This window comes from Couchioplanes caeruleus, assembly GCF_003751945.1.
In the GTDB taxonomy this organism is placed as follows: domain Bacteria; phylum Actinomycetota; class Actinomycetes; order Mycobacteriales; family Micromonosporaceae; genus Actinoplanes; species Actinoplanes caeruleus.
The window spans coordinates 3,747,546-3,773,911 of the sequence record NZ_RJKL01000001.1 but is presented as its reverse complement, the minus strand read 5'-3'; the positions used below and the strand labels follow the sequence as shown (position 1 = coordinate 3,773,911).

The window sequence follows — 26,366 nt, the reverse complement described above, 5'->3', positions numbered from 1 at the left end:
AGGCCGGTCAGCGCTGGGGGAAGAGCAGCTCTCCCACGGCCTTCTCGGTGAGTGGTTCCGCGAAGTAGTAGCCCTGCCCCAGCTCGCAATTGCCGTCCGCCAGCTCGTTGAGCTGGCCCGCGTCCTCGATGCCCTCCGCGATGGTGGAGAGGCTGAGGGCCTGGCCGAGCTGGATGATGCCCAACGTCAGTGCGGCCGCCGCCGGCACGTCGCCGACCTCGTCCACGAAGCTCTTGTCGATCTTGATGATGTCCACCGGGAAGCGGCGCAGGTACGCCAGCGACGAATATCCCGTACCGAAGTCGTCGATGGCCAGCCGTACGCCCAGTTCCTTGATGCGCATCAGTTGGCGCAGCGTCGACGACCGGTGGTCGACCAGCAGGGACTCGGTCAGTTCGAGCACCAGGCACGACGCCGGGAGACCGCTGTCGGCGAGGGCCTGTGCCACCGTTTCCGGCAGGTCGGTCTGGTCGAGCTGGATCGCCGACAGGTTGACGCTGACGCTGAGCGGGCGCAGGCCCTCGCGGCGGGCGTTCCAGGTGGCCGCCTGGCGGCAGGCCTCGCGCAGGACCCATTCGCCGATCTGCACGATCATCCCGGTCTCCTCGGCGAGCGGGATGAAGTCCAGCGGGGGGATCGTGCCGCGGTCCGGGTGCTGCCAGCGGATCAGTGCCTCCAGGCCGGTGATCTCGCCCGTACGCAGGTGCACGATCGGCTGGTAGCGCAGCGTGAACTCGTGCCGGACGACCGCGCGGCGCAGGTCCGCCTCGAGCTGGAGGCCGGCCTGGAACGCTGCCTGCATCGCCGGTTCGAAGATCTCGACGCGGTCCTTGCCGGCCTTCTTCGCCTGGTACATGGCCAGGTCGGCCTGGACCATCAGCCCCTGGGCGCCGTCGAGCCCGCCGGCCGCGCTGTACGCGATGCCGACGCTGCAACTCACGAACGTCTCCTTGCCCGCCAGGTCGAACGGCTCGCGCAGCGCCTCGAGGATGCGGTCGGCCACGGGTATGGCCTCGTCCACGCCGCTCGCCGTCGGCAGCAGTACCGCGAACTCGTCGCCGCCGAGCCGGGCCGCCGAGTCGAGCGGGCGCAGGCAGGCCTTGAGCCGTTCGGCGACGCCGGTCAGCAGCAGGTCGCCGGCGGCGTGGCCGAGCGAGTCGTTGACGACCTTGAAGCGGTCCAGGTCCACGAAGAGGACCGCGAGCCCGGTGTCCGCCTCCCGCGCCGAGGCGAAGGCACCGTCGAGCCGGGTCAGGAACAGTCTGCGGCTGGCCAGCCCGGTCAGCGAGTCGTGGAACGCCTGGTTCATCGCTTCCAGGGTCTGCGCGTCGGTCAGCGCCAGGCTCACGTGCTCGGCGAACGCCCGCAGAATCTCCTGGGACTGCTTGTCCCACTGCCGCGGGCCCTTGAACGTCCCCACCGTGAGGCAGCCGACGACCGCGCCGTTCTCGTGGACGGGCACCGCCATGACGGCCCGGAGGCGGGACCGCACGACGTCGGGGATGGCGAAGGGGCTGCTCTCGTAGTCCTCGACCAGGACCAGCTCGTTGGTCATGACGGCCTGGCCGGCGGCGCCCGCCGAGGGCAACGGGATGCGCTTCATCTTGGGCAGGATGTCGGGCGGAAAGCCGACGCTGGAGACCATGCTGCCGACCGACGGGTCGTCCTTCTCCAGCACGTTCAGTGAGCCGATCTCCAGGCCGAGCAGCTCGGTGGCGCTGGTGGTGATCGAGTCGAGGATCTTCTGCAGCGGGGCACGGCGGGCGATCAGCCGCTGGATCCGGCTCAGGTGTTCGAAGAGGCGCTGCCGTTCGTGGAGCGAGCCGGCGAGCCGCTCGTTCTCCTCGGCCTGCCGCCGTTGCGCCTCGCCGAGGTGCAGGGTCTGCAGGCCGAGCTCGAGCACCCGCGCCATTCCGCGCAGCAGGCTCACGTCCTCGTCGGAGAACGGTCGCTGGTGGCGGCCGACCACCAGCAGGCCGCTCGCGGGGCCGCCGATGTGGGCGTACGCGATGTCGTAGGTGATGCCTGCCAGGTCGAGGGTGCCGCGGCGGTCGGCGGCGGTCTGCAGCACGGCGACGATCGGGACCTGTTCGGCGCGGAGGCCCACCGAGGCGACCACGCCCGAGTCGATGATGAGCACGGCAGCGTCGGTATCCAGGGCACGCGCGGCGCACTCCACGGCCGCGTACTGTGCCGCGGGTCCGTCCGGCCGGTCAGCAACGGCGGAGAGGAACGCCGTCAGTTGCTGCTGAGTTGCGAGCATGCCCATGACCTGGTCTGTCGGTCCGCGTCGACGGGAGCTGAGCGTTTCCGGCAACCGTTCTGATCACGTGATCCCGCCGGTGGCGAGAGACATCGGTCGTCGTCGACCGCTCCCACACCCGCGGGCACGATCCGGGCAACCTTTCCGGACATTCGGGCACTACATTCATCCGGATTCGTCGTGCGGTGGGATGATCTCCAGCGTGCCGAACCCGTTGGCAAACGGTCAGCAGGCGCAACAAATACGCCTGGTTCGTGATGGGTGCCACGCGCTTTCCCGGTGCTAGAAATGGTCCACGCGTCAAGCCGGAGGTGCGCATTGAATGCGGAAGAGCGGCAGCATCAGATCGTCGCCCTGGCCCGGCGGCTGGGCGAGGTGGACGTCGCGAAACTCGCCGCCGAGCTGAGCGTCTCCGCAGAAACGATCCGGCGCGACCTGCGGCTGCTGGAAAAGCACGGCCTGCTCCGGCGTACGCACGGCGGCGCCTACCCCGTGGAGACCGCGAAGTTCGAGACCGACCTCGCGATGCGGACCACCCGCGGGCTGTCGGAGAAGCGTCGGATCGCCGCCGCTGTCGCCGGGCTCATCGGCGATGCGGAGACGATCTTCATCGACGAGGGCTTCACTCCGCAGCTCATCGCGGAGGCGCTGCCCGCCGACCGTCCCCTGACCGTGGTGACCGCCTCGCTGCACACGGCGGCCTGGCTGTCCACGAACACGCCGGTCACCGTGCTGTTGCTCGGCGGCCGGGTCCGTGGCCGCACCCTGGCCACGGTCGACCACTGGGCCAGCGGCATGCTGGCCGGCTTCGTCCTCGACCTCGCCATCGTCGGCGCGAACGGCATCTCGCGGGAGGCCGGCCTGACCACCCCGGATCCCGCCGTGGCGGACGTGAAGTCGCACGCGGTGCGCGCGTCCCGCCGCCGGATATTCGCCGGAATGCACACGAAATTTGGCGTACGCACGTTCTGCCGTTTCGCCGAGATATCGGATTTCGAGTCACTGGTCACGGACACCGGACTGCCGGCATCCGAGGCGCATCGCTATTCCCGGCTCGGTCCCCAGGTCATCCGGGTCTGAATCCCCTTCCGAGAGATACATCGCCTTCCGCGCAAGTGATAACGGAGGATCTGCTGTGCAAAAACCAGGTAGGAAGCTCTCCTTGCTGCTCGCGGGTGCGGCCACCGGCGCGCTCGTTCTCTCCGGATGTTCGGGCGCCGGTTCGACCGGCGGTGGCGACTCCGCGGACAACACCATCACCGCGCTGATGGTCGGCAATCCGCAGATGGAGGACATCCAGAAGCTGACCGCCGAGCACTTCACCAAGCGGACCGGCATCACGGTGAAGTTCACGATCCTGCCGGAGAACGAACTGCGGGACAAGGTCACGCAGGACGTCGCCAACCAGGGCGGGCAGTACGACGTCGCCACGGTCGGCGCCTACGAGGTGCCGATCTGGGCCAAGAACGGCTGGCTGCACGAGCTGTCGACGCAGGCCGCCGCCGACACCGGGTACGACGCCGGTGATCTCATCAAGCCGATGGTGCAGTCGCTGACCGGCGACGACGGCAAGATGTACGCGGCGCCGTTCTACGGTGAGTCCTCGTTCCTCATGTACAACAAGGAGATGTTCGAGGCCAAGGGCCTCACGATGCCGGAGAAGCCGACGTGGGCGCAGGTGGCCGGGTTCGCGCAGAAACTCGACGACAAGAAGAAGGGCGTCGCCGGCATCTGCCTGCGCGGCCTGCCCGGCTGGGGTGAGCTGTTCGCCCCGCTGACGACCGTGGTCAACACGTACGGCGGCACCTGGTTCGAGAAGGACTGGACGCCGAAGGTCAACTCGCCTGAGTTCAAGGAAGCCACGAACTTCTACGTCAACCTGGTCAGGCAGTACGGCGAGGCGGGCGCCCCGCAGGCCGGCTTCACCGAGTGCCTGAACACGTTCGGCCAGGGCAAGGCCGCCATGTGGTACGACGCCACCTCCGCCGCCGGCACGCTCGAGGACCCCAAGGCCTCGAAGGTCGCGGGCAAGGTCGGCTACGCGTACGCCCCGGTCCACAAGACCGCGTACTCCGGCTGGCTCTGGACGTGGGCGTGGGCCATGCCGAAGACCACCAAGCAGGACTCCGCCGCCTGGAAGTTCATCTCCTGGGCCACCAGCAAGGAGTACGAGCAGCTCGTGGGCAAGACCCTCGGCTGGTCGCGGGTGCCCTCCGGCAAGCGCGCCTCGACGTACTCGATCCCGGAGTACAAGGAGTCCGCGAAGGCCTTCGCCGACATCACGCTCGGCTCGATCGAGAACGCGAACCCGCAGAACCCGGGCCTGCAGCCGCGTCCCGCGCTGGGCGTGCAGTTCGTCGGCATCCCCGAGTTCGCCGACCTCGGCACCAAGGTGTCGCAGGAGGTCAGCGCGGCCATCGCGGGGAGCACCACGGTCGACACGGCCCTCGCCGACGGCCAGGAACTCGCCGAGGCCGTCGCGAAGAACTACAAGTAGCTAGCGATGACCGACGTCATCGCCCGCTCGGACGAGAAGGCCGGCGCGGTCCCGCCGCAGGCTTCCGCGCCGGCAAGGGGCGGCGCCCGCGAGCGGTGGGTCCGCCGGGCACCGCTGCTGCCCGCCCTGGTCTTCGCGATCATCGTGACCCAGGTGCCGTTCCTGGTCACCCTCTATCTGTCCACATTGGGCTGGAACGCGTTGCGTCCCGGCCGGCGGGAGTTCGTCGGCCTGGACAATTACGTGTCCGTGCTGACCGACTCACGGCTGCGCGCCGCGCTCGCCAACACGGTGCTGCTCACCGCCGGCGCGGTCATCTTCTCGATGGTCCTCGGGCTGATGTTGGCGATGCTGCTGGACCGCAGGTTCGCCGGCCGGGCCGTCGTCCGCACCCTGCTGATCACGCCGTTCCTCGTCATGCCGATCGCGGCGGCGCTGCTGTGGAAGCATGCGCTCTACAACCCCGCGTACGGCCTGATCAACGGTCTGTTCGGCGGCTCGTCGGACTGGATCTCGTCGTACCCGAAGGCGGCGGTCGTCGCCACGCTGGTCTGGCAGTGGACGCCCTTCATGATGCTCATCCTGCTGGCGGGGCTGCAGTCGCAGAGCGAGGAGGTCCTCGAGGCCGCGCGGGTCGACGGCGCCCACGCATGGCAGATCTTCACCCGGATGACACTGCCGCACCTGCGCCAGTACCTGGAGCTCGGCGCGCTGCTCGGGTCGATCTACCTGGTCAACACGTTCGACTCGGTCTTCAGCATCACCCAGGGCGGGCCGGGTACCGCCACCACGAATCTGCCGTACGAGATCTACCTGACCACGTTCCGCAAGTTCGAGTACGGCGAGGCGTCGGCGGCCGGCGTCATCGTGGTGCTTCTGACGATCATCGTGGCGACCTTTGCGCTGCGGGTGATCTCCACTCTGTTCCGGATGGAGGAGGGGCGATGAGGGCCCGGCTGAGCAGGACCGTCTGGGGCACGGTGGCCTGGATCGCCGGAATCGTCTTCGTCTTCCCGGTGATCTGGATGGTGCTGACCAGTTTCAAGCAGGAGCAGGACGCCGCCAGCAACCCGCCGACCTGGATCTTCAGCCCCACCACCGACCAGTACGCCCAGGTCTTCGACCGCCATATCACCCCGTTCCTGCTGAACTCGCTGATGGCCAGCGTCCTCTCCACGCTGTTCGTGGTGGCGCTGGCCACGCCGGCCGCGTACGCGCTCTCCCTGCGCCCGGTTGCGAAGTGGACCGACGCGCTGTTCTTCTTCATCTCGACCAAGATGATGCCCGCGGTCGCCGCGCTGCTGCCGTTGTATCTGCTGGTCAAGAACCTCGGCATGCTCGACAACGTGTGGACGATGGTCGTCCTCTACACGTCGATGAACCTACCGCTGGCCGTGTGGATGATGCGCTCGTTCCTGCTCGAGGTGCCGCGCGAGGTGCTGGAGGCGGGCGAGGTGGACGGCGCGGGCCTGCTCACCTCGATACGGAAGATCATCCTGCCCATCGTCTCGCCCGGCCTGGCCGCGACCGCGTTGATCTGCTTCATCTTCGCCTGGAACGAGTTCTTCCTCGCGGTCAATCTGACCGCGACGACCGCCGGCACCGCGCCGATCTTCCTGGTCGGCTTCATCTCCTCGGAGGGCCTGTTCCTCGCCCGGCTCTGCGCGGCGGCGACGATCGTGTCGCTGCCGGTGCTCGTCGCGGGCTGGCTGGCGCAGAACAAGCTGGTCCGTGGACTGTCGATGGGCGCCGTCAAATAGCGGCCGTGCCAACCCTCTCACGCGTAGTTACCGATAGATGACAAAGTGTTGATCGGCGACGTGGCGGGGCGTCAGATGAAGCGATGCCCCCGCCTCCTGTGGCGGCGAGACGCCTCGGCGGCGCCTCCGTCGCGTGCTTCGCGCTCGCCGCGGCGACGCCGCTGACCGTCGTCACCGCCGTCGTGCCGGGCGCGTACGCCGACAGCGGCCTGCCGGGCCTCCCGCTGCTCTTCGCGGCCGTCGGCATCGTCCTGCTGCTCTTCATGGTGGGCTGCACCGGCATGATCCGCCGCCTGCCGGGCCCGGGAGCGCTGTACTCCTTCGTCGCCCGCGGGCTCGGCCGTCCGGCGGGCGTCGGGGCGGCGTGGCTGGCGCTGCTCTCCTACAACGCCCTGCAGGTCGGGCTCTACGGTGTCGTCGGCGCGGCGGTCGCGCCGCTGGTCGGCGCACCCTGGTGGACGGTCGCCGCGGCGTGCTGGTGCGTGGTCGCGCTCTGCGGGATGCTGCTGCGGCCGTCGTCGACCGCGCGGCTGCTGGCCGTGCCGGTGTGCGGCGGGATCGTGCTGATCGCCGGGTACGCCGGGGCGAACCTGCTCGAACCCGGCGTCGGCGGGGTGGCCTGGGCCGCGCTGCACCCCGGGCAGTTGGGGGAAGTCTCCCGCCCGGTGCTCGGTCTGCTGCTGGTCGTCGCCGCGTTCACCTTCGTGGGCTTCGAGACCACGGTCGCGTACGCGGAGGACGTCCGCCGCCCCCGCAGCGCGACCGCCCGCGCCGCCGTCGGGTCCGTCCTGATCCTGACCCTGCTGTACGCCACGGCGAGCTGGGCGATGGCCGCGGCGACCGGCCCCGGCCGGATCGGCGCCGCGGCCGCCGCCCGCGGGCCGGAGCTCGCCTTCGACCTGGCGGCCACGCGCACGCCGTCCTGGGCGGTCCCGCTCGGAAGGGTGCTGGTGGTCGCCGGCCTCCTGGCCGCGATGCTCGCCCTGCACCACACCGTCGTCCGCTATCTCGTGGCGCTCGGCCGGGATCGGGTGCTCTCGGCCGGGCTCGCCGCGTGGCGTCCGGCCTCGCTCACCCAGAGCCTGACCGCCGGGCTCATCATCGGCGGTTGTGTCCTCTTCGACCGGCCGGTCGTGGCCCTGGGGAACCGGCTGGCCGTCGGCGGTGGCCTCGGCGTCCTGCTCCTGCTGGCGGTCACGTCGCTGGCCGCGCTGGTGTTCCTCAACCGCCATCCGGACGGCGAGGGGATCTGGCGGCGGTTCGTGGCCCCCGGGGTGTCCACGGTGCTGCTGGGCGCGCTGGCGTACCTGGCGTACCTGAGCTTTCCGGAACTGATCCTCGCGGCCGCCGGAACCGCCCTGCTCGGGGCGCTCTACGGCCTGGTGCTGCGCTTCGCGCGGCCGGTGGTCTATGCCGGGATCGGCCTGGGCGGCGCCGCGGTGGTGGTGGCGCCGGCGGCCGTGGCGGTGCCGCGGCCGAGGTCGCCGGGTGCGCACCGGCCCGAGCGGGTCAATCGCCTCGCCGGGTAGCCGGCTGGTCGTCGCCGAAGAACTCCTGGATCTGCGACAGCGTCACATCCGGTTGCAGCGGCTTGCGCGTGACCTCGAGCTCGCCGAGATGCTCGGGCAGGTCGGGCAGCGCCGGCACCGGCGGCAGGTCACCGAGGCCGATCGCCTCACGGATCACCTCGAACATGCCGGTGACCTCGCGCACCGCCAGCGGGAACAGTTCGGCCGGTCGCCCGTCCACCGGGGCGGCGCACGTGAAGTTTGCCCGGACCTTGCCGCCCACATTGCTGATGTCGGCGCTCGGCCGCAGGTGGTCCCGCTGGTCCTCCGCCACGATGCCCAGTTCGCATTCGGGTACGCCGGAAGCCCGCCACCACCGCAGCCATTCCGGATCGGCGTCCAGCGTCACGAGCACGTGCCGTAACGCCACCATGTACGCCTGGGGAGCGCGGCCGTCGACAGTCGTCGTTCCCATGTGCGGGCGCAGCCAGCACGGCTGCCGGCCCCGAAACTCCATCAGCGCATCGTGACATCACGATTACCCCGAGTCGGCGCATATTCCCTGGCGCGTACGGGTGCATCCTGGCGGACGCCCGTCAGGCGATCCGCAAGCTGTAGATCATGACGGCGTGGTCCGTCGAGATCAGGCCAGGGGGCACCGCCCCGACCGCCCAGCGGGCCCGCCGGAGCCGGCGGGCCCGACCGGTGCTAGATCGCGCTGCCCTTCTTGTATTCCTCCCAGCTCAGGCTCCAGTCGGTCCAGCCGTCGCCGTACTGGATCCGCTCCTCGGTGCCGGTGATGGTGACCGGGTCGCCGATCATGGTGTTCTCGTAGAGCCACTTGCCGCCGCCGTGAGAGACGTTGATGCAGCCGTGGGAGACGTTGGTGCGGCCCTGGGATCCCTCCGACCAGCGCGCGGCGTGGATGAACTGGCCGCCCCAGGTCAGCCGCTGGGCGTACTCGACCTCGGTGTTGTAGGCGTCGGGCCCGGTGAACCGGCCGATCGTGTTGAAGGTGGTCTTGCGCAGCTTGTCGGTGACCAGCATGGTGCCGCTGACCGTGTGGAATCCCGGCTTGCCGAGGCTGACCGGAAGCTTCTTGACCACCTTGCCGTTCTGCTTGACGATCATGTGCTTGCTCTTGTTGTCCACCGTCATGACGAAGGATCGGCCGATCTTGACGTTGACGGTGTAGTCCGTGCGGCCGTACCAGCCGTCGCCCATGGGCACGCCCTTGAGCTGGACCCGGTAGGAGACCTTCGTCTGCGGCTTCCAGTAGACCTTGGGGCGGTAGTGCACCTCCTGGCCGCTGGTCCAGTGCCAGATGCCCTCCTGCGCCGGGGTCGCCGTGACCTGCATCCGGCGCTGCACGTCTGCGCGGTACTTCTTCGGGACGGCGCGATCCAACCGGATGATCAGGGGCATGCCGACGCCGACGGTCTGGCCGTCGCCGAGGTGGCTGACCGCCCGGACCAGCTTCGACGGCTTCTTCATCACGGTGAAGGAGCTGGTCGCGGTGGCGCCCCTGTCGGCCGACGCCGTGCCGGTGACCGTCACCGTGTACTTCTTGCCCCAGCCCAGCGCCTCGGCCGGGCGGAAGACCTTCTCGTCGGTGTCGAGAGTGCCCTCGACCTTCTTGCCGGCGGCGTCCTTGACCTCGACCGCGGTGTTCGCAGGGTCCTCGGACGAGTACTTGATCTCGGCGATGGCCTTGACGCCGGTCGCGTCCTTGGCCGGGAAGGTGACCGCCACCGTGCTGAGCGTGGGCTGCGGCGACGCGGGAGCGGGCGCGTTCGCCGCAGCCGCCTCGGCCCCGGACTGCCACGAGGGGGTCCCCGACTTGTCGCCCCCGCTGCAACCGGCGCTGAGCAGCACGCCCGCGGCCGCCACCACCGCAGTCATACGCCACCGCCGCCCGGCTGGGCCGGTCACTCCGCGAAGTCTCATGATCCCTCTCACCGCGCCGTCGTCCGGCGACCATCATCCGTCACAAATGCAAGAGCTCCAATCCTCGATTCGTGCCACCCACCACTCTCCAGGCCCGCCCGGCCACGCAGGAGTACCGCAACCCGGACATACTCGGTCAGCGTCCGGACAGGGGGTGGCTCGTGACCGTCAGCCCGATGGCCGTAAGGAGGCTTCCCGGTGTCGCGTGCAGGCGGTTGACAGGACCCGGGCCAGCCACACCACGCCCATGCCACCCGGGCCGATCACCTCGATCAGGCGATAGCGGCCGGCCGCCACCATGGAGGTGGACGGGCCGGAGGCGTCTCGGGGGCTCGGCACGCGGCCACGCTAGCCGACGGACTCCATGCCTCCACCGCGCTGAGCACGGCCTTTTCGCCAGTGATCGACCGGCTTCACCGCCGAGGGCGTCCCGATCGGCTCTTTCGTGGTAACGCCCCGGCGTGGACGGCTGCCATCCGATGCTCCGCGCCGGAGCATATGGGGCGAACCGACGCGAAGGGCTAGGCATGAGAAGAATTCTGGCGGCCACCGCCATCGTGGCGCTCGTGGCAGGCGGCGCGGCCGCGGCCACCGCGGCCACGGCCGAGCCGACCCGGGGTGGCGACGGCTATTCCACGATCAAATGGGGCAGGTGCGAGAGCGCCGTGCTCCGGTCCCGCAATGCCCAGTGCGCCCGGCTCAGTGTGCCGCTCGATCACGCGAAGCCCGATGGCAAGCGGATCATGCTGGCGGTCTCTCGCATCGCGCACACCGTGCCCGACGACCAGTACCAGGGCGTCATGCTGGTCAACCCCGGTGGGCCCGGCGGGTCCGGGCTCACCCTCTCGGTGCTCGGCGGCTTCGTGCCGGACGGCGCGGGCAACGCGTACGACTGGATCGGCTTCGACCCCCGCGGGGTGGGCTCCAGCGAGCCGGCCCTCGCCTGCGACGGCAACTACACGGGGTACGACCGGCCGCCGTACGTACCCACCACCGCCGCGATCGAGTCGACCTGGCGGGCCAGGGCGAAGGGCTACGCCGCGGACTGCGCCGATGCCGGGGGCGGCCTCCTCGACCACCTCCGTACCGTCGACACCGTGCGGGACATGGAGTTCCTGCGGTCCGCGCTCGGGGTGCAGCAGATCAACTACTACGGCTTCTCGTACGGCACCTACCTCGGCCAGGTCTACGCCACCCTCCATCCCCAGCGGGTACGCCGGATGGTGCTCGACGGCAACGTGAACCCGGCGCGGGTCTGGTACGACGCCAACCTGGATCAGGACATCGCGTTCGACCGCAATATCAAGATCTACTTCGGCTGGCTGGCCGAGCACGACGACGTCTACCACCTCGGCCGTACCCGCAAGGCGGTCGAGAAGCGGTTCTATCGCGAGCAGGCGAGGCTCGCCGCCAAGCCCGCCGGCGGGGTGATCGGGCCGGACGAGCTCACGGACGTCTTCCTGCAGGCCGGCTACTACGTCTTCGGCTGGGAGGCGGTCGCCTCGGCGTTCGCGACCTGGGTCAACGACTCGGACCCGCGGGAACTCCGGGCGCTCTTCGACGGGAGTTACCCGCAGGGCAAGGGCACCGACAACGGATACGCGGTCTACCTCGCCGTGCAGTGCACCGACGCCCGCTGGCCCTCCGCCTGGTCGACGTGGCGCGCGGACAACTGGCGGGTGCACCGCCAGGCGCCGTTCGAGACCTGGGGCAACGCCTGGTACAACGCGCCCTGCCTGACCTGGGCCGCCCGGCCCGGCACGCCGGTCGCGGTGGACGGCAGGAACGCCCCGCCGGTCCTGCTGATCAGCGAGACCCTGGACGCCGCGACCCCGTTCACCGGCAGCCTCGAGGTGCGTAAACGGTTCCCCCGCTCGGCGCTGATCGAGGGCGTCGGCGGCACCACCCACTCGGGTTCGCTCTTCGGCAACGCCTGCGTCGACGACACCATCGCCGAGTATCTGGCGTCCGGCAAGCTGCCGAGGCGGGTCAAGGCGAACATGTCCGACAAGCGCTGCAAGCCGCTCCCTCCGCCGGACCCGTCCGCCGCGGCGACCAAGCGCCCGGAAGCCGGCACCTCGCCGACCCGGCTCGACCTCCAGAAGCTGATCACCGGCCACTGATCGGGCCAGAGCCCCTTCGCGTCGGCGACCGTCGCCGGACCGGGTAAACTCGCCGACGCGAAGGGGAGTAGCTCCCAACGTCGTGGTCGACATACTGATCCGCCGAGCCGCAAGCCCCGGCGCATCCGGCCACGCGGCCTCGGTCCGCCGGGGCGAGCGAGACCTTCGACTTGGCCATGCCGCGCGCCCTGCGCGCGGGACGACAACCTGGCCGGGTCGAGGTCGCCCCGCGCCTGAGCCCCGGTCCAATGCACCGGGAGTCTCCGCGACATGAACGGTTTCCTCATCGCGACGGCGGTCAGCTTCGCCGTCATCTTCGTGGCCGAGCTGGGCGACAAGTCGCAGCTCATGGCCCTCACCTTCGCCACCCGGTTCCGCACTCTCCCGGTCCTGATCGGGATCACGGTCGCGACCGCGGTGGTGCACCTTGTCTCGGTCGGCATCGGGTACGGCCTCGGCGCCGCCCTGCCCACCGGCTGGATCTCGCTCGTGGCCGGCCTCGCCTTCCTGGCGTTCGGAGCCTGGACGCTGCGCGGTGACCGCCTCACCGAGGACGAGAAGTCAAAGGCGGAGCGGTCGACCGGCTCGGCGATCCTGGCCGTCGGCGGGGCCTTCTTCCTGGCCGAGCTGGGCGACAAGACCATGCTGGCCACCATCACCCTCGCTACCCAGTACGGCTGGTTCGGCACCTGGCTCGGCTCCACGCTGGGCATGGTCGCCGCCGACGCGCTCGCCATCGGCGTCGGCCGGCTGCTCGGCCGCCACCTGCCGGAGAAGGCGATCAAATACGGCGCCGCCGCACTCTTCGCCGTCTTCGGCGTCTGGCTCCTCGTGGAGGCCGCCATCGAGCTGCGCTGAGGGTGGTTTTCCCGCGAAAGCGCTCAAAAAGCGCGCCGAACCTGCCGATGATGACCGTGTGACCTTTACCTTCGTGCGGGCCGGAGCGCGCCGATGACCGACGTCGATGCCCGGGTGCCGCAGCGTCCGCAGACGCCGCAGGCCCCGGCGCCGGGTGAACCGCAGAGGATCGGGTCCGAGGGGCTGACCACGCCGACCGAGATCGGGGTCGCCCGTGCGGCCGCCCTCTTCGAGCGGGTGGACCCCGCCTCCGCGGCCCGGCACCTGGAACCGGTCCTGGCCGCCGATCCGGAGTCCGCCGCCGGCTGGATCCTGATGGCGCGCATCCGGCTCGTGCTCGACGAGGTCGACAAGGCGCTCGAGGCGGCCAACCGCGCCGTCGAGCTGGCGCCGGAGGACGCGCGGCCGCTGGCCATGGCCAGCCGCGCGCTCACCCTGCTCGGGCGCCACGAAGAGGCGGTCACGATGGCGTACCGGGCGGTCATCGTGGAGCCGAAGAACCCGCTGTGGCACGACCGCGTGGCCTGGTCCCTGCTCGCCGCCGATCGGCAGTACGCGGACGCCGAGCAGGCCGCCCGGACGGCCGTCGGGCTGGACCCGAAGGAGGCGCACTACTACTTCACGCACGGCGTGACGCTGGATGCGCTGGGCCACACCGACCAGGCGCGCCAGGCGTTCCTGAAATCGCTGAAGCTGGAGCCGGAGAACCCGGTCGCGCAGCACCGGCTGGCCGTCCTCAACGGCGAGAGCGTCCGAGCCCCGGAGAAGAAGAAGCGGGGCTGGAAGCTGTTCGGACGCAAGCAGGACGCGGCTAGCGGGCCGGTACGCCCCGAGGAGTTCTTGCCCTAGCGCGCATCACCGCCCAGACCAGCCAGCCCATGCCGATGATGAAGCCGAAGCTGATCAACCGGTAGAGCACCACGGCCGCGACCGCGGAGCCGGTGGCGAGACCCCCTGCCACCAGGCCCAGGATGAGGGCACCGTCGACCACGCCGAGGCCGCCGGGGACGATCGGTACGCTCGCCGCCGCCATCCCCGCGCAGTAGGCGATCACGAGCGGCGCGGGGCCGATGTCGTCCGCACCCACGGCGATGCAGCACATCCAGAGGCACAGCGCGTCGAGTAGCCAGTTGGCCACCGCGAGCAGGACGGCGTACGCGAAGTCGAGCGGCCGGACGCGCACGGACCGAAGCTGGTCGACGAAGCCGGCCAACCGGGCGTGCCCGGCCGCGGGCGGCCGTCGACGGATCCGGTTGGCCCCGCTGAGCAGCAGGCGCGCGGGCCTGATCAGCCACTCCGGATGCTGTGCCAGCAACCGGACGGTCAGCGCCACCAGCAGCGCGCCACCCATGTACGTGAGCAGCGTCTGCCAGCTTCCCGTGCTGCGCGTCAGGATGCCGAAGACGGCCCCGATCACGACCAGCGCGCCGGTCGACAGCACCCCGCTGAGCGCGATGCACCAGGAGGCCACCGCCGGGGACGCGCCGAAGCGCCGCATGTGCTGGAAGTTGAAGGTGGTCGAGAACACCGGGCCGCCGGGCAGGGTGGCGCTCAGCGAGTGCGCCGCGTACGCCAGGGCCACGTGCTTGCGGACCTGCACCTTGGTGCCGGCGCCGCGCAGCAGGGCGCGCTGCATGCGGGCGTACGAGCCCATCGAGGCCACCTCGGCGACGAGCGCGCCGGCGACCCAGTTCCACTGCGGCGTCCGGAGCTGGTCGATCGCCTCCATGAGCGGCCGCCAGCCGATGATCAGCTCGGTGAGCAGGATGAGCACGACCACCGCGGCCACCACGGGGCCGCGGCGCCACCAGGGCGGGGTCGTGTCGGCCATCAAGTTGATCGTCGCATTGCCGGCAGGTGCAGGCGACTAGATCCGCTTCCGCCAGCCTCGCGGCGTTGCACGTTCGCGCAGCGGTGGCCCGACAATCGGGCCGGTTCCGCGACCTCGATTGACACTGGGTGATCTCGTCGGTACAACAAATCGACCTTCCCCCGCTCCGGCCCTCCCGCGGCCCCGGATAGGAGCTGTCCCGTGGCCGAGCTGTACGTTCCCGCCGCACAGGACACCGGCGTCAAGGCGCGCGTGCAGCGCTTCGGCGGATATCTCGCGGGCATGGTGATGCCCAACATCGCCGCCTTCATCGCCTGGGGCCTGATCACCGCCCTGTTCTTCGAGAACGGCTGGGTGCCGAACGAGAAGTTCGCCGCCCTCATCGGCCCCATGGCCCACGTGCTGCTGCCGGTCCTCATCGGATACACCGGCGGGCGGATGGTGCACGCCCAGCGGGGCGCGGTCGTCGGCGCGGTGGCCACCATCGGGCTGGTGGTGGGCGCCGAGTCGCCGATGTTCTTCGGCGCCATGATCGTCGGGCCGCTGGCCGCGTACGGTCTCAAGCTCGTCGACGGCCTCACCGCCGGCCGGATCCGCCCCGGCTTCGAGATGCTCGTGGAGAACTTCACCGCGGGCATCGTCGGCGGCGTCGCCGCGCTCGCCGGCGTGCTGGCGATCGGCCCGGTCATGCGGGTCTTCACCGAGGCGGCGGGCAGCGGAGTCCGGTTTCTCGTGGAACACCATCTTCTGCCCGCCGCGGCCCTGCTCATCGAGCCGGCGAAGGTGCTGTTCCTCAACAACGCGATCAACCACGGGGTGCTGGGTCCGCTGGGGATCGCCGAGTCGTCGGACGCCGGCAAGTCGATCCTCTTCATGCTCGAGACCAACCCGGGGCCGGGGTTCGGGATCCTGCTCGCCTATCTGTGCTTCGGCCCGCGGGCGCTGCGCCCCAGCGTGCCCGCGGCGATGGCGATCCAGTTCCTGGGCGGCATCCACGAGATCTATTTCCCGTACGTGCTGATGAAGCCGAGCATGGTGCTCGCGGCCGTCTGCGGCGGCGCCGCCGGGATCGCGACGTTCCTGGTGACCGGGGTCGGCCTGGTCGCCACCCCCTCGCCGGGCAGCATCTTCGCGTATCTTGCGGAGACCCCCCGCGGTGACCATTTCGGTGTGCTGGCCGGCGTGGTGGTGGCGGCCGGCGTGTCCTTCGTGGTCGGTTCCCTGCTGCTGGGCTTCGGCCGCCTGGCGCGCGACGAGGAAGGCATCTGACATGGGCAGCATCGAGGGCCGCAGCGTCCGCAAGCTCGTGGTCGCCTGCGACGCGGGCATGGGCAGCAGCGTCATGCTCGCCGGGCAGATCCGTCGGGAGCTACGCAAACTGCCGGTGACGGTGGAGCACCACCCGGTCGCCGCCATCCCGGCCGACGCGGACGTCGTGCTCTGCCAGGCGGGGCTCGCCGACCGCGCCCGGGCCGGCGCGCCCGGCTCGGTCGTGGTCGGTTTCCGCCTGTTCCTGGGCGATCCGGCCGTGGCGCGGGTGGTGGCCGCCGTCAAAGAGGGCGGCATGGTCGTCGGCACCACGGGAGGCTGACCGTGCTCGGCGCCATGCCGACGGAACACGTCGTCACGATGCTCAACGCCACGCCGCCACAGCGCGCGGTCGGGGTGCTGCTCAGCATGCCCCGGGACCGGATCGACGCGCTGCTCGGTGCCATGGACGGCCGGCTGATCGCCAAGCTGCTGATCGCCGCCGAGCCGGAGCGGCGCGCCACGCTCCTCGGCCATCTCGACGACGCCCGGCTCGCCGCCGAGCTGGCCCTGCTGCCCCTGGTCGAGGCCGCCGCGGTGCTGGCCGCGCTTCCCGCCGAGCGGGCCCGGCCGCAGCTCGACCGGGTCTCCTCGGAGGACCTGGCGATGCTGCTCGACGCCATGCCGGGTCCCCAGCGGCGGCGGCTCGTCGAGGTGCTGGAGCCGATGCGCCTGGCCGGCCTGCGCCGCGTCGCGTACGACAAACGGGTCGTCGAGTCCCTGCGCCGCACCGCCGCCGGGCTGCAGTGGGTCCCTGACGACCGGGACAGCAACCTGCTCGCCGGGGTGCTGCACCGGCTCTTCGGCGTCGCGCTGCGCTATCTGGACTCGGGCCGGCTGCCTCCGGCGGCGGTCACCTCCGCCCAACGGGCCTTCGCCGCCCAGCAGGTGCACGGATTACTCATCGTCACCAACGCCCTGCCGAGCGTCGAGGCGGAGGAACGGGCGGCCGATCCGGACGCGGGCATACCCACCCTGGTGATCACCTGGGATCCCGACGACAATGACGGCGTGCTGGGGCGTGCGCTGGTGAGGCTGGCCGGATGAGAGCGAACCTGCGGCCCGTTCTCCAGGCCCGCGGCGTACGCGTGCACGAGCGGGCCGCCGATCGGGTGGCCGCGATCCACCGGTGTGCCGACGTGCTGGAGGAGATCGGCGCCGTCCACCCGGCGTACCGCGAGGCGATGCTCGACCGCGAGTGGGCCATGTCCACGTACCTCGGCGAGGGTGTCGCCATCCCGCACGGCCTCGACATGTCCCGGGCGCTGGTCCGCCACGACTCGATCGTCGTGCTGCGCTTCCCCGAGGGAGTCGACTGGGACGGCGACACGGTCACCGTCTGCGTCGCCATCGCCGCCCGCGGCGACGGCCACGTCGAGCTGCTCGCCGCGCTCGCCCAGATCCTGCTCGACCCGGCACGCGCCCGGGCGCTGCGGGAGGCAGGCGACCCGGAGACGGTCATCGCCCTCTTCCGGGACGAGGAACAGCCATGATCCGCACGGTGCTGTGGGGTGGACGCGCCGGGCTGCACATGCGGGCGGCCTCCCGGATCGCCGGCGCCGCCGCGCTGCTGCCGGTGCCGGTCACCGTGCGGACGCCGGACCGCCCGGCGGTTCCGGCCGACAGCATCCTCTCCCTGCTCAGCCTGGGCGCGCTCTACGGCACCGAGCTGATCCTGGAGGCGTACGGCGAGGCGGCGGCCGAGGTCCTGGACCGGCTGGCCGGGCTGTTCGCCGCCGACCTGGACGTCGCCGGTGCCTGAGCTGCTCCGCGGCCTCGGCGCCAGCGCCGGCACGGCGACCGGTCCGGCGTACCGCCTGGCCGATCCACCGCGCCTGTGCGCCCCGGGCGTGGTCACCGACCCGGAGGCCGAGGTGGAGCGGGCGTACGCGGCCATCGACGCGGTGTGCCAGGACATCGGCCGCCGCGCCGCGGCCACCGCCGACGCGACCGCCGCGGAGATCCTGCGGGTGCAGGCCGCGCTGGCCGGCGACCGGACCCTGCGCGACGGCGTCGCCCGGGCGGTCGGCGCCGGTCTCGAGGCACCGCACGCGGTGGCCGCCATCCTCGCCGAGCACCGGTCCGCCCTGCTGGCCGCCGGGGGACTCCTGGCCGCACGCGCCGCCGACCTCGACGACCTGCGGGACCGGGTCGTGGCGCACTGCCTCGGCGTGCCGATGCCGGAGCTGCCCGAGCCCGGATGCCCGTTCGTGCTGGTCGCGGTGGACCTCGCACCCGCGGACGCCGCCCTGCTGGACCCGTCGAAGGTGCTGGCCGTGGTCACGTCCGCCGGCAGTTTCGTCAGCCACACCGCGATCCTGGCGCGGGCGCGCGGCCTGCCCACCGTGGTCGCCTGCGGGGGCGCGCTCGACATCGCCGACGGCACGGTGGTCACCGTGGACGGCACGGCCGGGCGGGTCACCATCGGCTACACGCCGGCGGTCCGGCGCGACCGGCCGGGGCCGCCGCCGGAGCCGGACGCCGACCTGCGGGGCCGTACGGCCGACGGGCACCCGGTGGCCCTGCTCGCCAACATCGGCGGCGCCGCGGAGCTCGCCGGCGCCCGGGTCGAGGGCGTCGGGCTGTTCCGCACCGAACTGCTGTTCCAGCACCACATCGACCCGCCCACCAAGGCCGAGCAGGTCGCCGCGTATGCCGAGGTCTTCGCGGCCATGCCCGGGCGGCAGGTGATCGTGCGGACGCTCGACGCCGGCTCGGACAAGCCGCTGCCCTTCCTGGGTGGGCACGTCGAGCCCAACCCGGCGCTCGGCCTGCGCGGGTTGCGGGTGGCCCGACGGCACGGCGACATCCTCCGCACCCAGATCGCAGCGATCGCGGCCGCCGCCCGCGGCTCGAGCGCCCGGGTCGCGGTGATGGCACCCATGGTCACCACGGTCGCCGAGGCGGCGCAGTTCGCCGCGCTGTGCCGCGACGCCGGGCTGCCCACGGTCGGCGTGATGATCGAGGTGCCGGCCGCCGCGCTCCGCTCGGCGCAGATCCTGCAGACGGTCGACTTCCTCAGCGTCGGCACCAACGACCTCAGCCAGTACGCGTTCGCGGCCGATCGGCGCAGCGGGGAGCTGGCCGACCTGCTCGACCCGTGGCAACCCGTGCTGTTGTCGCTGATCGCCCAGTGCGCCGCGGCCGGTGCGGCGGTCGGCCGTCCCGTCGGGGTGTGCGGCGAGGCGGCCGCGGATCCCGCTTTCGCGGTGGTGCTGGCCGGGCTGGGCGTCACCAGTCTCTCCATGTCGCCCCCGTCCGTGCCCGCGGTGCGTGCCGCGCTGGCGGCGTACACGTGGGATGAATGTCGGGCCGCCGCACAGCGGGCGCTCGCCGCCCCCGATCCCGCGTCCGCCCGCGCCGCGGTCACCCACGGCCGGGCGTCGGACGACCGGGGCCCGCCACGACACGCCGGCTGAGGCGCCGTCTCCACGGTTCGGCGTCCGCCCAGGGCAGGTCGGCCGAGAAACCGGCGCTACAGCGCGCCGGGGCATACAGCGGCTTCGCGATCTTCACCGGATGATTCAGGACAAGCGGGACGTGCCAGTCCTGGCCGAATGGGACGGGCGACTCCTTGATCAGGTCGACTGAGCCTCAGCGCTCGGGCGTCTCGGCATCGAGCCACTCCAGGTATTCCGGGTTGCCGGCCGTGACGGGGCTGCACAGAATTTCAGGTACGTCGTAGCTGTGGTGCTCGCGGATGTGTCGCTCCAGCGCGGCGTAGCGGGCGGTCGTTGTCTTGAAGGTGATCCGCCACTCCTCGGCCGCTTCGACTTTGCCCTCCCACCAGTAGGTACTGGTGACCGGACCGCTGACCTGAGCGCAGGCCGCAACCCGGGCCTCTACGGCTTGGCGTGCCAGGCTGTCCGCCGCCCCGCGGGAGTCGATGGTGGTCACAACCTGACAGTGCGCGGCGTCTGTCACGTCATCCTCCGCTCGTGGTGGTTCCGCGAGGCTATCGCGTATGACGCATGTCGGACGCTCACCGCCATGGGGCCGGACCGCCTCGGCAACGCCCCGGGCTGCCGCCGGCCGTTGAGAAGCGGGGGATCTGGGTAAGGGACGCGGATGGGTGGTTATAGCTGGCAGATCGCGCTCGTCGTGATCCTCGTCCTGCTCAATGCGGTCTTCGCCGGCAGCGAAATGGCTCTGGTGTCGCTGCGTGAGAGTCAGCTACAGCGGCTGGAACGGGCGTCCCGGACGGGCGTCACGCTGGCGCGGCTCGCCCGCGACCCCAACCGCTTCCTCGCCACCATCCAGATAGGCATCACGCTGGCCGGCTTCCTGGCGTCGGCGGCCGCGGCCGTCTCGCTGGCCCAGCCGCTGATCGGCCCGCTCGCCTTCCTCGGCGGCGCCGCCGAACCGGCCGCGATCATCCTGGTGACGCTTCTGCTGACGTTCTTCACCCTGGTCCTCGGCGAGCTGGCCCCGAAGCGCATCGCGATGCAGCGCGCCGAGAGCTGGGCCCTCGCCGTGGCGCGACCGCTGAATCTGCTCGCCACCCTGACCCGGCCCGTCGTCTGGCTGCTCGGCAAGGCCAGCGACGCGGTCGTGCGGATCAGCGGCGGCGATCCGGACACGGCCCGCGAGGAGGTGACCAGCGAGGAGATCCGCGACATCGTGGCCACCCAGGACAGCTTCTCCGCCGAGCAGCGCTCGATCATCAGCGGTGCCTTCGAGATCGCCGACCGTACGCTGCGCGAGATCCTCGTGCCCCGGCGCGACGTGTTCACGCTGCCGGCCGTGCTCCGCGCCGACGAGGCGCTGCGGCGGCTGGCCGAGGCGGGTCACTCCCGGGCGCCGGTGACCGGCCCGCTGGGGCTCGACGACGTTCTCGGCGTCGTGCACCTGCGGGAACTGGTCGACGCGGACGGTCCGGTCATCGCTCACGTCTTCGCGCCGCTCTTCCTGCCCGAGACGCTGAAGGTCTCCGACGCGATGCCCCAGATGCGCGCGCAGCGGCAGCAGATCGCCCTGGTGGTGGACGAGCACGGCACGGCGGGCGGCATCGTCACCATGGAGGACCTGGTGGAGGAGATCGTGGGCGAGATCTACGACGAGACCGACCGGGACGTGCGGTCGGTGGTCCACGAGGACGACGGCGCGATGCTGCTTGCGGGCACGTTCCCGATCCATGACCTGCCCGACATCGGCGTCGACGTGGACCGGTCCGCGGGCGACTACACCACGGTGGCCGGGCTCCTGTTGGCCCGGCTCGGACACATCCCCGAGCAGCCGGGCGAGGTGGTCGAGATCGACGGGCACACCGCCGAGGTCACCGAGGTCACGGGACGGGCCATCACCGCCGTACGCCTGCGCGCTCTTTCAGCAACCGTTCAGCCGGACTTGTTAGCTTCTGCCCGACCTGACAGTCCTGGGTAGGGGGAGTTTGTGGGCTTCAAGAAGCTGCTGGGCGCCTTCGGCGTGGGTGGTCCGAGCGTCGACACCGTGCTGGCGTCACCGGACACCCGGCCCGGCGCGCCACTGACCGGGCAGGTGAACCTCGTCGGCGGGTCCCACGACGCCGACATCGAGCACGTCACGCTCGGTCTCGTCACCCGCATCGAGGTCGAGGGCGCCGGCGGGGAGTACGCCGCCGACGGCGAGTTCCACCGGGTGGCGGTGAGCGGCGCGATGCGCCTCGCCGCGGGACAGCGGGTGTCGCTGCCCTTCCAGATCATGATGCCCTGGGAGACGCCGATCACCTCGGTCTACGGCCAGCACCTGCGCGGGATGACCATGGGCGTGCGCACCGAGCTGGCCATCGCCCGGGCCGTCGACAAGGGAGACCTGGACCCGGTGGCGGTGCACCCGCTGCCCGTTCAGGAGCGCATCCTCGAGGCCTTCGGCCGGCTCGGCTTCACGTTCAAGCGTGCCGACCTAGAGTACGGCCGGATCGCGGGCGTGCACCAGACGCTGCCGTTCTACCAGGAGATCGAGTACTACCCGCCGGCGCAATACGCGCACGGCATCAACGAGGTCGAGCTCACGTTCGTCACCAACCCGCACACCGTCGAGGTGGTCCTGGAGTTCGACAAGCGCGGCGGCATGTTCAGCGGTGGCCACGACACCTTCGGCCGCTACACCGTGCCGCACGGCGACGCCGACTCCGCGGACTGGGCCCAGGTCGTCGACGGCTGGGTGCGGCAGGCGCTCAGCCACTACCAGAGCATGCCCGGCTTCGGTCACGTCCAGCACGGCCACGGGCGCGGACACCGGGGCATGGGCGTCGGCGGCGTCGCCGCGGGCGTCGTCGGGGGACTGGCCGCGGGCTACGTCGCCGGCGAGGTCATGGACGAGGCCTTCGACGCCTTCGAGGGCGAGGAGTAACCCTCCTTCAGGCCCTCGCGGACGCGCGCCTCGGTGGGGGCGGTCGCGGCCGACAGGGTCCGGGCGGTGTCGATCAGCGGCACGTGGCTGAACGCCTGCGGGAAGTTGCCCACCAGCCGCCGCTCGGCCTGGTCGTACTCCTCGGAGAGCAGCCCGACGTCGTTGCGCAGGGCGAGGAGGCGTTCGAAGACCTCGCGCGCCTCCTCGTGCCGGCCCATCAGCGCGTAGTTGTCGGCCAGCCAGAACGTGCAGGCGAGGAAGGCGCCCTCGCCGGGCGGCAGGCCGTCGACGTCGGTGTCCGGGTGCTGGGTGTAGCGCTGCACGAAGCCGTCCACGAGCAGGTGTCGCTCGATCGCCTCCACCGTGCCCACGACCCGTTCGTCGGTGGCGGGCAGGAAGCCGACCAGCGGCACCATCAGTAGCGCGGCGTCCAGCTCGTCGGAGCCGTAGAACTGGGTGAAGGTGCGGCGCTCGGGGTCGTACCCCTTCTCCAGGATGTCGGTGCGGATGGTCTCGCGCAGTTCCGCCCACCGCTCGACCGGGCCGGGCAGGCCGAACTCCTCCACCGCCTTGACGGCGCGGTCGGCGGCGACCCAGGCCATCAGCTTGGAGTGCACGAACTGCTTCGGCCCGCCGCGCACTTCCCAGATGCCCTCGTCGGGATCCGTCCAGTGCTGCTCGACGAACTCCATGAGCTTGACCTGGAGCCCCCAGGCGGGATCCGCGGCCTTCAGCCCTGCGCGCCGGCCCTGGTGCAGCGCGTCCATCACCTCGCCGTAGACGTCGAGCTGGAACTGCTCGGCGGCCGCGTTGCCGATCCGCACCGGGTTGCCGTCATAGCCGGCCAGCCACTCGGCGACGTACTCGTCGAGGCGGCGCTCGCCCGCCACGCCGTACATGATCTGTAGTTCGGCCGGGTTGCCCGCGATGGCCCGCAGCAGCCACTTGCGCCACGCCAGCGCCTCGCTCTGGAATCCGGAGTAGAGCAGGGACTGCAGCGTGATCGTGGCGTCGCGCAGCCAGCAGAACCGGTAGTCCCAGTTGCGGACGCCGCCCAGCTTTTCGGGCAGGGAGGTGGTCGCCGCGGCGACGATGCCGCCGGTCGGTGCGTAGGTCAGGGCCTTCAGAGTCAGCAGGGACCGGACGACCGCGTCCCGCCACTCGCCCTCGTAGGTGCAGGCTGAGACCCAGCCCTGCCAGTACCCTTCGGTGACGCCGAGCTCGTGGGCCGGGTCGATCGGCTCGGGCGGCGGCAGGTGCGAGGCACGCCAGGTCAGCACGAAGGACGTACGCTCGTCCGGCCCGACCTCGAAGTCCGCCCGGGTGGCCATGTTCTCGCCGTGTGTCTCGACGGGCGTCCGCAGCCAGACGGCGTCCGGACCGGCCACCGCCACCAGCGCGTCCTGTTCCCGGTAGACCCACGGCACCACGTGGCCGTAGTCGAAGCGCAGGCGCAACCGCATCGTCATCGGCACGCGGCCGCGGACGCCCTCCACGATGCGGACGACGTCGGGGGCCTCGTCCCGGGGCGGCATGAAGTCGATCAGCCGGACGACGCCGTCGGCGGTCTTGAACTCGGTCTCCAGCACCATCGTGTCCGGCCGGTACCTGCGCCGCACGGCGATCACGTCGGCGACCGGTGCGATGGTCCAGTGACCGTTCTCCTCGTCGCCGAGCAGGGCCGCGAAGATCGCCCCGGAGTCGAACCGGGGCACGCACAGCCAGTCGATCGAGCCGTTGCGACCCACCAGGGCGGCGGTCTGCGTGTCGGCGATGATCGCGTACTCCTCGATGGGCAGGGCCATGACCTGGCTACATACCCCGTGGACGCCTCGGTGTCACATCGCGTTCATGAGATGGCGAATTGGTGCACAAGTCATAATTCGGTCATGAGATCTCGTCGTGCGTTCGTCTTCGTAGCTCTCGCCGGTCTGCTGGCCGCAGTCATCGCCGCTCCCGCGGCTCCCGCCGGATCGGCGTCGGTCACCGCCGCTCCGGCCTCCGGAGAGGCGGCCCTGCGGACGGCGGCCGCCCGGGCGGTCCTGGCCGTGGCCGCCGCGGCCCGGGCCGCCGGTGGGACGTTCGTCGCGCGATACACCTTCGACGGCGGTCGGACGAGCGGGATCCGGGACGAGTCCGGCCGCGGGCACACGCTGCGGCTGATCGCCGGCAACGGAGGGACGGTCCGCGTCGTCCCGCACCGCAGCGGCCAGGCGCTGCGCTTCCCGGCGAAGTGCCGGACCACCTCGAACTGCCCGCACGCCGCCCTGCAGAGCGCCAGTTCCGCGGCCCTCAACCCGGGAACCCGGCCGATCTCCTTCGGGGCGGCCGTGCTGCTCGCCCGCAGTCAGACCACCCGCGGCCAGAACATCGTGCAGAAGGGATACTCCTCGACGAGCAGCCAGTACAAGTTGCAGATCGACGGCGCCGCGGGGAACCCGAGCTGCGTGTTCCACGGTGCCGGCACCGGCCTCAAGATCGCGCGCAGCTCGGTCTCCGTCGCCGACGGTAGCTGGCATACCGTGGAGTGCCGCCGGACCCCGACCGCGCTGACCGTCCTGGTCGACGGCGCGGTCCGGGGCAACAGGGCGATCTCCGCGCGGCTGTCGGTGGCCAACAACCGCCCGCTCAGCATCGGCGGCAAGGGTGCCTACGCCGACAACGACCAGTTCCACGGCATCATCGACGACGTCTGGGTCCGGATCGGCTAACCGCCCAGCCCGTCGGCCATCGCGCGGACGAGCTGGGCGTCCGGCGTGTCACCGGAGAGCTCCCACGCGAAGGCGCCGCCGAGGCCGTTGCCGCGGGCGTACGCCATCTTGGCCTTGATGGTCTCGGGGGTGTCGTAGCTCCACCACTGGCCGTGGCAGAACGCGTAGGCCGTGCCGCCCGCCGTACCCGTCGGGGGGCAGGTCTTGCGCAGTACCTCGTAGTCCTCCACGCCCTTCTCGTGGGAGCCGGCGGCCGCGCCGCTCGCCCGGCCCCCGGGTGAGGCCGTGGTCACCCCGCGCCAGCCCCGGCCGTAGAAACCCACCCCGAGCAGCACCTTGTCGCGCGGCACGCCCAGGGCCAGGAGCTCGCGGACGGTGGCGTCGGCGGTCGCGGTCTCCCGCGGGATCCCCGGGTACGCGGTCAGCGGCGAGTGCGGTGCGGTGGGCCCGGGCGTGTCGCCGGTGCCGAAGAAGTCGTAGGTCATCGCGCTGAGCCAGGTCGCCGCCCGCGCCGCGGCCGCATAGTCGGTGGCGGCGAGCTTGCCGAGGTCGCCGGGCACCGCGGCGGTGATGACGGCCTCCGGTCCCAGCTCCGTGCGCAACGCGCCGAGCAGAGCGCCGAGCGCGAGCGGGCCGCTGCGATCGCAGGCCAGCCCGCAGGCGTTCGGATACTCCCAGTCCACGTCGATGCCGTCGAAGAGGCCGGCCCAGCGGGGGTCCCGCAGCAGCGCGGCGCAGGAGCGGGCGAAGCGCGCCGGATCGCGGGCCGCCTCGGTGTAGCCGCCCGAGCCGGTCCACCCGCCGAAGGACCAGAGGATCCGCAGGTGGGGGTGGCGTGCCTTGAGCCTGCGGAGCTGGCCGAAGGTGCCGCGCAGCTCCTGGGTGGCGTCGGCGACACCGTCCACACTGTCCGCCGCGGCGTACGGCTTGCCGAACGCGGCCCAGGCATCGCCTGTCGCGCAGGTGCCGTCGGTGACCTTGCCGAACGCGTACACGAGGTGGGTGAGCCGGGCCGCCGCGCCGCTGGTGTCGACGTCGCGGACCTGGAAGTCGCGGCCGTACACGCCCCAGTCGGTGAAATACGCCACCACGCGCGAGCCGGGCGACGCCTTGGCCGACGGCGCGGGCGACGCCGCCTCCGGCGTGGTGCATCCGGCCAGCAACGCGATCATGACGACGAGAACGGGCACGACCCGCACGCGGGCCTCCCCATCCCTCGCAGCTGCGGCG

The 26,366-nt window shown here is 71.2% G+C and carries 25 protein-coding genes; 17 read left to right on the top strand and 8 right to left on the bottom strand.

Annotation, left to right across the window (positions count from 1 at the left end):
• Nucleotides 1-7: 7 nt before the first annotated feature.
• On the bottom strand, nucleotides 8-2,263 hold the full coding sequence (locus EDD30_RS16785) for a putative bifunctional diguanylate cyclase/phosphodiesterase (protein ID WP_071805238.1): 2,256 nt from the start codon (nucleotides 2,261-2,263) through the stop codon (nucleotides 8-10).
• A 318-nt stretch (nucleotides 2,264-2,581) separates the two neighbouring features.
• Between EDD30_RS16785 and EDD30_RS16780 the strand changes: the two genes are divergently transcribed.
• The 5 genes from EDD30_RS16780 to EDD30_RS16760 all read left to right on the top strand — a co-directional run bounded on the left by EDD30_RS16780 (nucleotide 2,582) and on the right by EDD30_RS16760 (nucleotide 8,049).
• A complete protein-coding gene (locus EDD30_RS16780) occupies nucleotides 2,582-3,343 on the top strand; it encodes a DeoR/GlpR family DNA-binding transcription regulator (protein ID WP_071805223.1) in 762 nt (253 codons plus the stop codon).
• A 55-nt stretch (nucleotides 3,344-3,398) separates the two neighbouring features.
• Nucleotides 3,399-4,760 (top strand): ABC transporter substrate-binding protein, encoded by a 1,362-nt coding sequence (locus tag EDD30_RS16775; RefSeq protein ID WP_071805222.1) that lies wholly within the window; start codon nucleotides 3,399-3,401, stop codon nucleotides 4,758-4,760.
• Nucleotides 4,761-4,766: 6 nt separating this feature from the next.
• On the top strand, nucleotides 4,767-5,708 hold the full coding sequence (locus EDD30_RS16770) for a carbohydrate ABC transporter permease (RefSeq protein WP_071805221.1): 942 nt from the start codon (nucleotides 4,767-4,769) through the stop codon (nucleotides 5,706-5,708).
• Nucleotides 5,705-6,520: a carbohydrate ABC transporter permease gene (locus EDD30_RS16765; RefSeq protein WP_071805220.1), complete on the top strand. Its 816-nt coding sequence runs from the start codon at nucleotides 5,705-5,707 to the stop codon at nucleotides 6,518-6,520. The genes EDD30_RS16770 and EDD30_RS16765 overlap by 4 nt, the downstream gene beginning before the upstream one ends.
• Nucleotides 6,521-6,603: 83 nt before the next feature.
• Nucleotides 6,604-8,049 (top strand): APC family permease, encoded by a 1,446-nt coding sequence (locus tag EDD30_RS16760; protein ID WP_071805219.1) that lies wholly within the window; start codon nucleotides 6,604-6,606, stop codon nucleotides 8,047-8,049.
• Here the strand turns inward: EDD30_RS16760 and EDD30_RS16755 are convergent.
• From EDD30_RS16755 to EDD30_RS39145, 3 genes are all read right to left on the bottom strand, one after another.
• Nucleotides 8,030-8,545: a hypothetical protein gene (locus EDD30_RS16755; protein ID WP_071805218.1), complete on the bottom strand. Its 516-nt coding sequence runs from the start codon at nucleotides 8,543-8,545 to the stop codon at nucleotides 8,030-8,032. The genes EDD30_RS16760 and EDD30_RS16755 overlap by 20 nt on opposite strands.
• Before the next feature lie 191 nt (nucleotides 8,546-8,736).
• Nucleotides 8,737-9,930: a L,D-transpeptidase gene (locus EDD30_RS16750; protein ID WP_244945276.1), complete on the bottom strand. Its 1,194-nt coding sequence runs from the start codon at nucleotides 9,928-9,930 to the stop codon at nucleotides 8,737-8,739.
• 213 nt (nucleotides 9,931-10,143) lie between these two features.
• Nucleotides 10,144-10,314, bottom strand: coding sequence for a hypothetical protein (locus EDD30_RS39145; protein WP_170047248.1), 171 nt, complete (start codon nucleotides 10,312-10,314; stop codon nucleotides 10,144-10,146).
• A 188-nt stretch (nucleotides 10,315-10,502) separates the two neighbouring features.
• Here EDD30_RS39145 and EDD30_RS16745 point away from each other — a divergent pair, with 188 nt between their 5' ends.
• The 3 genes from EDD30_RS16745 (at nucleotide 10,503) to EDD30_RS16735 (ending at nucleotide 13,805) form a co-directional block, all read left to right on the top strand.
• Entirely contained in the window at nucleotides 10,503-12,098 is a 1,596-nt protein-coding gene (locus EDD30_RS16745) for an alpha/beta hydrolase (RefSeq protein WP_071805216.1), read from the top strand.
• A 270-nt stretch (nucleotides 12,099-12,368) separates the two neighbouring features.
• The gene (locus EDD30_RS16740; RefSeq protein ID WP_071805215.1) at nucleotides 12,369-12,956 is read left to right on the top strand and encodes a TMEM165/GDT1 family protein; all 588 of its coding nucleotides are present in this window, start codon (nucleotides 12,369-12,371) and stop codon (nucleotides 12,954-12,956) included.
• A 93-nt stretch (nucleotides 12,957-13,049) separates the two neighbouring features.
• The gene (locus tag EDD30_RS16735; protein WP_084556368.1) at nucleotides 13,050-13,805 is read left to right on the top strand and encodes a tetratricopeptide repeat protein; all 756 of its coding nucleotides are present in this window, start codon (nucleotides 13,050-13,052) and stop codon (nucleotides 13,803-13,805) included.
• Here the strand turns inward: EDD30_RS16735 and EDD30_RS16730 are convergent.
• Complete coding sequence (locus tag EDD30_RS16730) at nucleotides 13,768-14,787, bottom strand: lysylphosphatidylglycerol synthase transmembrane domain-containing protein (protein ID WP_071805214.1); 1,020 nt, start codon at nucleotides 14,785-14,787, stop codon at nucleotides 13,768-13,770. The genes EDD30_RS16735 and EDD30_RS16730 overlap by 38 nt on opposite strands.
• 201 nt (nucleotides 14,788-14,988) lie before the next feature.
• Here EDD30_RS16730 and EDD30_RS16725 point away from each other — a divergent pair, with 201 nt between their 5' ends.
• The 6 genes from EDD30_RS16725 to EDD30_RS16700 are packed head-to-tail and all read left to right on the top strand — an operon-like array spanning nucleotide 14,989 to nucleotide 19,514.
• Nucleotides 14,989-16,056 carry a PTS transporter subunit EIIC gene (locus tag EDD30_RS16725; protein WP_071805213.1) on the top strand — a complete coding sequence of 356 codons (1,068 nt, stop codon included), beginning with the start codon at nucleotides 14,989-14,991 and terminating at the stop codon, nucleotides 16,054-16,056.
• Between the two features lies 1 nt (nucleotide 16,057).
• Nucleotides 16,058-16,378, top strand: coding sequence for a PTS lactose transporter subunit IIB (locus tag EDD30_RS16720; protein WP_071805212.1), 321 nt, complete (start codon nucleotides 16,058-16,060; stop codon nucleotides 16,376-16,378).
• 14 nt (nucleotides 16,379-16,392) lie between these two features.
• Complete coding sequence (locus tag EDD30_RS16715; protein WP_143162668.1) at nucleotides 16,393-17,142, top strand: magnesium transporter MgtE N-terminal domain-containing protein; 750 nt, start codon at nucleotides 16,393-16,395, stop codon at nucleotides 17,140-17,142.
• The gene (locus EDD30_RS16710) at nucleotides 17,139-17,588 is read left to right on the top strand and encodes a PTS mannitol transporter subunit IIA (RefSeq protein ID WP_071805210.1); all 450 of its coding nucleotides are present in this window, start codon (nucleotides 17,139-17,141) and stop codon (nucleotides 17,586-17,588) included. The genes EDD30_RS16715 and EDD30_RS16710 overlap by 4 nt, the downstream gene beginning before the upstream one ends.
• Entirely contained in the window at nucleotides 17,585-17,857 is a 273-nt protein-coding gene (locus tag EDD30_RS16705; RefSeq protein ID WP_071805209.1) for an HPr family phosphocarrier protein, read from the top strand. The genes EDD30_RS16710 and EDD30_RS16705 overlap by 4 nt, the downstream gene beginning before the upstream one ends.
• Nucleotides 17,850-19,514, top strand: coding sequence for a putative PEP-binding protein (locus EDD30_RS16700; protein WP_071805208.1), 1,665 nt, complete (start codon nucleotides 17,850-17,852; stop codon nucleotides 19,512-19,514). The genes EDD30_RS16705 and EDD30_RS16700 overlap by 8 nt, the downstream gene beginning before the upstream one ends.
• Nucleotides 19,515-19,689: 175 nt before the next feature.
• Here the strand turns inward: EDD30_RS16700 and cutA are convergent, their stop codons facing one another.
• Nucleotides 19,690-19,992 carry a divalent-cation tolerance protein CutA gene (gene cutA / locus EDD30_RS16695; RefSeq protein ID WP_244945275.1) on the bottom strand — a complete coding sequence of 101 codons (303 nt, stop codon included), beginning with the start codon at nucleotides 19,990-19,992 and terminating at the stop codon, nucleotides 19,690-19,692.
• 171 nt (nucleotides 19,993-20,163) lie between these two features.
• Here cutA and EDD30_RS16690 point away from each other — a divergent pair, with 171 nt between their 5' ends.
• Both EDD30_RS16690 and EDD30_RS16685 read left to right on the top strand, forming a co-directional pair.
• A complete protein-coding gene (locus tag EDD30_RS16690) occupies nucleotides 20,164-21,477 on the top strand; it encodes a hemolysin family protein (RefSeq protein WP_071805206.1) in 1,314 nt (437 codons plus the stop codon).
• Between the two features lie 9 nt (nucleotides 21,478-21,486).
• Nucleotides 21,487-22,425 carry a sporulation protein gene (locus EDD30_RS16685; RefSeq protein WP_071805205.1) on the top strand — a complete coding sequence of 313 codons (939 nt, stop codon included), beginning with the start codon at nucleotides 21,487-21,489 and terminating at the stop codon, nucleotides 22,423-22,425.
• Here the strand turns inward: EDD30_RS16685 and EDD30_RS16680 are convergent.
• Nucleotides 22,368-24,230 (bottom strand): glycoside hydrolase family 15 protein, encoded by a 1,863-nt coding sequence (locus tag EDD30_RS16680; RefSeq protein ID WP_084556367.1) that lies wholly within the window; start codon nucleotides 24,228-24,230, stop codon nucleotides 22,368-22,370. The two genes, EDD30_RS16685 and EDD30_RS16680, sit on opposite strands and share 58 nt — an antisense overlap.
• 84 nt (nucleotides 24,231-24,314) lie before the next feature.
• Here EDD30_RS16680 and EDD30_RS16675 point away from each other — a divergent pair, with 84 nt between their 5' ends.
• Nucleotides 24,315-25,136 (top strand): LamG-like jellyroll fold domain-containing protein, encoded by an 822-nt coding sequence (locus EDD30_RS16675; RefSeq protein ID WP_084556366.1) that lies wholly within the window; start codon nucleotides 24,315-24,317, stop codon nucleotides 25,134-25,136.
• On the opposite strand, the gene EDD30_RS16670 is transcribed toward EDD30_RS16675, so the two are convergent.
• The gene (locus tag EDD30_RS16670; RefSeq protein WP_244945274.1) at nucleotides 25,133-26,335 is read right to left on the bottom strand and encodes a glycoside hydrolase family 18 protein; all 1,203 of its coding nucleotides are present in this window, start codon (nucleotides 26,333-26,335) and stop codon (nucleotides 25,133-25,135) included. The genes EDD30_RS16675 and EDD30_RS16670 overlap by 4 nt on opposite strands.
• Nucleotides 26,336-26,366: the final 31 nt, after the last annotated feature.